This is a genomic window from Rhodopseudomonas sp. WA056, from assembly GCF_010906995.1.
GTDB classification, from domain to species: Bacteria; Pseudomonadota; Alphaproteobacteria; order Rhizobiales; family Xanthobacteraceae; genus Rhodopseudomonas; species Rhodopseudomonas palustris_G.
On sequence record NZ_QPFS01000210.1, the window covers coordinates 1 to 3,866 of the forward strand.

General features: G+C 64.6%; 4 protein-coding genes and 1 pseudogene. 1 reads left to right on the forward strand and 4 read right to left on the reverse strand.

The annotated features are described in order from the left end of the window. Positions 1–1,001, forward strand: a 1,001-nt coding sequence (locus tag DU475_RS23290; protein WP_164633460.1) for a response regulator, incomplete at its 5' end; no start/stop codon positions are given. On the opposite strand, the gene DU475_RS23295 is transcribed toward DU475_RS23290, so the two are convergent. From DU475_RS23295 to DU475_RS24420, 4 genes and pseudogenes are all read right to left on the reverse strand, one after another. After that, positions 977–2,230: an EAL domain-containing response regulator gene (locus DU475_RS23295; protein ID WP_246700408.1), complete on the reverse strand. Its 1,254-nt coding sequence runs from the start codon at positions 2,228–2,230 to the stop codon at positions 977–979. The genes DU475_RS23290 and DU475_RS23295 overlap by 25 nt on opposite strands. Positions 2,231–2,489: 259 nt before the next feature. Further along, positions 2,490–2,804, reverse strand: a complete 315-nt coding sequence (locus DU475_RS23300) for a hypothetical protein (RefSeq protein WP_047309139.1) — start codon at positions 2,802–2,804, stop codon at positions 2,490–2,492. An 11-nt stretch (positions 2,805–2,815) separates the two neighbouring features. Beyond that, positions 2,816–3,691 (reverse strand): CheR family methyltransferase, encoded by an 876-nt coding sequence (locus tag DU475_RS23305; protein WP_164633461.1) that lies wholly within the window; start codon positions 3,689–3,691, stop codon positions 2,816–2,818. Positions 3,692–3,742: 51 nt separating this feature from the next. After that, positions 3,743–3,866 (reverse strand): annotated as a pseudogene (locus DU475_RS24420) (chemotaxis protein CheW); the annotation flags it as partial.

Here is a 3,866-nt window from a genome sequence, read left to right on the forward strand (position 1 = left end):
TGGGCGGTAAGATCGGCGTCAGCTCGGCGCCGGGCCGCGGCACGGAATTCCACTTCTCGCTGACGCTGCCGATCGCCGACGAAGTCGCACCGCCCGAGCAGGAAGACCAGGACGTCTATGCGCAATTCCGCGCCCGGATCGAGGCCGCTGGACGGCCGCTCCGAATCCTGGTGGTCGACGACAATCCGACCAACCGCGCGATCGCGGCGCAGATGCTCGGCGAATTCCGCGTCCAGACCAACACCGCCTGCGACGGCACCGAGGCGGTGACCGCCGCGACCCGGTTCAGCTACGACGTGGTGCTGATGGACGTACGGATGCCGGAAATGGACGGGCTCGACGCCACCCGCGTGATCCGCGCCCAGGGCGGGCCGCTCGCCGCGGTGCCGATCATCGCCTTCACCGCCAACGCTTTCGCCGAGGATGCCGCCGCCTGCCGCGCTGCCGGCATGAACGATCACGTCGCCAAGCCGGTCCGGAAGAAGGCGCTGATCGATGCGATCCTGCGCGCGCTGCCGCCGCTGCCGGCCGGAGCTGCGATACCGTCACCCCGGCTCGTGCGGCCATCGGCGCAGGGCACCCCTCTCGTGGCGGAGCACCGGAGCGGACAGACCGAGGCGCCGCCGGACCGCGAGGGTGCTGGCCGGCTTTATGTCGGCCGCAAGGCGTTCGATCATCTGGTCGAGGAAATCGGACGAGACGCCACCCTGGCGGTGTTGACGGTGTTCGCGCGGGACACCGAAGCCCGCATCGCACTGTTCGAGACCCTCGATATCGCCGCCGAGCGCCGCCGCATCGAACGCGAGGCGCATTCGCTGAAGAGCGCCGCGGCCACTTTCGGACTCGACCGGCTATCTGCGCTGGCCCGCGAGCTGGAGCAGTCCGCTCCGCATCTGTCGCAGTCCGACTACGCGGCCCTGACCGGGCAGATCAAAGCCGCGTTCGCGGCGGCGCGGCACACACCGGCCGGCGACGATCACCCGGTCGAGCTGGCAGTCTGACCAGCGGCGGTTCGTAGCGCCGACGGGTGGCGCGCCGTCCAGTCCCGATACCATTCGACGAAAGCATCCCGGCGCAGCGCCCGCGAGAATTCGAAGCCCTGGCCGATATCGCAGCCGAGCGCGTCGAGGGCCTGCCAGGTCGCGGCATCCTCGATGCCCTCCGCCACGACCTTCATGTTGTACTGATGCGCGATCGCCACCGAGGACGACACGATTTTCCACATGTCGGCGTCGGTCAGGCAGTCCTTGACGAACGAGCGATCGATCTTCAGCTCACTGAACGGCATTCGCGCCAGCGCCGACAAAGACGAATAGCCGGTGCCGAAATCGTCCATCGAAATGCCGATGCCCTTGAGGCGAAGCCGCAGCAGCACGTCCATGGCGCGACCGACATCGGCCATCGCGGTGGTCTCGGTGACTTCGATCATCAGCGAACGCGCCGGCACGCCGATCTCGACGAGCAGGCGCTCGACTTCCTCCGGAAGCGAGGTGTCGGACAGCAGGGACGCCGACAGATTCACCGCCACCACGAATTTCGGTTCGGTGGGGAGGAACGCGGCGGCGAACGCCATCGAGTCGCGCAGCATCCGCAGCGTCATCGCCCTGATCAACCCGCCCTGCTCGGCGAGCGGAATGAACAGATCCGGTCCGACCGGACCGAAGGCCGCACTGTCCCAGCGCGCCAGCGCTTCACAGCCGGTGACGTTGCCGGTCGCCAGGTCGATCTTCGGCTGAAAAGCGGCGTAGAACTCGCCGTTGTCGATGCCGCGACGGAGATCGTCGATCGTGATTTCAGATCCTCGCGTGTCGACCCGGCGCCGAGACGCGGCCGCCTCCGGCATCGCCGCCAACGCGCCGCGCAGCAGCGCCAGATCGATCGGCTTCGGCAGCGACACGGTGTCGAGCATGCCGACCGCATGAGCCATCCGGACCGTGGCGCTGAGAATCCGTTCCTCGCAGCCACTGATTACGATGATACGTCGCGGCTTGACGTCGCTCGCGGCGATCAACCGCAACAGCTCGATACCATCGTGATCGCCCAACGACAGATCGATGGTAACGTAGTCGAACCGCCCGATCGCGAGCCGTTCGGCGGCCTGATGGTAGGACGAGGCGAAATGCGGACGGTAACCGAGCTTGGTACAGACCCCGCTGACGATCGCCCCTTGGACAGGATCGTCGTCGACGACGAGGACGTCGACCGCCGGACCGTGTTTGGCTGGATCCATCATTGCCGTACCTACTTCGAGAGCTGATCGAACACTTCGGCTCCGTGAGACGCAGCCGCAAGGCCGCTTGGCGTTAGCGCGTCTTCGTCGCGCACCAGCCGCGCCTTCCTCCCGAACCACGGGACCGCCCCAACCAGCACGCGAACCAAACCTATCACTCGACCGTTGAAAGAAGGGTTTGCAGGAGGTCCAATACGCGCGACGTCGAAGAATGAGTCAGCAGTCTCTTACCGAATTCGTCGCAATTTTCGCCGATGCGTCACGCCATGCGGTCGTCGCGGCTGGCCGGTTTGACGCTCTTGTTGCGGGTGCTGAGAAACCGGACGTCGATTTCCGATCCGTTGACTCGGATCAGTTCGCAGCGGCGATATGCGAGACCGGTCGACGACAGCAGGAGGAAGAACTCCTTGAGGTTCAATCCCTCGATAGATCCTTCGAGTTCGAGTTCGGCATCCACGGCGGACACCGCCTTGAGCACGCAATTGCGTCGCCAGGTGCCGTCGATGCCCATGATCCAGACGTTGTAGCCGCGTCCGAACGACACTCGCTCCGGTCCGCTGCTTTCGGACGCCACGGCGTTCTCCTCTATCGCCCGGTCAGGGCCCCAGCTTTCAATCCGCCGGCCGCGAAGCTCGGAGCCGCCGATGCGGCCGCGGTATTCGGCAGATACACGCCGCGTCGTTTCGGGCAGATCCGGTAGGAATCGGTGAGGCCGACCACGGTCTCGGCCGCACCGAGAAACAGGTAGCCGTCCGGCTCGTTGACGCGCATCAGCCGATTGAAGATGTCGGACTTGGTCGGCTGGTCGAAGTAGATCAGCACATTGCGGCAGAAGATCACGTCGAATTTGCCGAGCGCGGTGAAGTCCTGGAGCAGGTTGAACTGCCGAAACTGCACCATCGAGCGCACATCGGCATTGAGCTGCCACATCGTTCCGACCTGTTTGAAGTATTTCACCAGAAGCTGGATCGGCAGGCCGCGCTGAACCTCGAACTGGGTGTAGAGTCCCGCCTTGCACTTCTCCAGCACTTCCGGCGACAAATCGGTGGCGATGATCTCGATGCGCCAGCCGGCGAGTTCGGCGGCTTTCTCCTTGAGCAGCATCGCCAGCGAATACGGTTCCTGGCCGGTCGACGACGCCGCGCACCAGATCCGCAGCGATTTGCGACCTGCGCGCGCCTTGATCAGCTCGGGGATCACGCTGTCCTTGAAGTGATCGAACGGCGTCTTGTCGCGGAAGAAGAACGTCTCGTTGGTGGTCATCGCTTCGACCACGTCGTTGATCAACGAGTCCGATCCGGCCTTCATCTTCTGCACCAGATCGGTGATGCCCGGCACACCCGCCTTGCGGGCGAGCGGCAGCAACCGGCTCTCGAGCAGGTACTTTTTATCAGCCGACAACACCAGGCCGGAACGGTCCTTGAGCAGCTTCTGAAGGTACTCGTAATCGAGCGGTGTCATGCGTTCCTTCCCGGGGTTCTTCGAGGGCGATGATCTGGTCGGCGCGCTACGTCATGCAGCCATACGTTGGGTTGCGATTTCGAGTACTTTGTCGACGTCGAGGACGACCATGAGCTGTCCGTCGAGGCGGTGGACGCCGTTGGCGAAGGATGCCATGCGGGGATCGAGGTTGACC

Coding starts and splice junctions, on each gene's coding strand:
- DU475_RS23295 (WP_246700408.1), bottom strand. CDS start 2,230: ATGGATCCAGCCAAACACGGTCCGGCGGTCGACGTCCTCGTCGTCGAC.
- DU475_RS23305 (WP_164633461.1), bottom strand. CDS start 3,691: ATGACACCGCTCGATTACGAGTACCTTCAGAAGCTGCTCAAGGACCGT.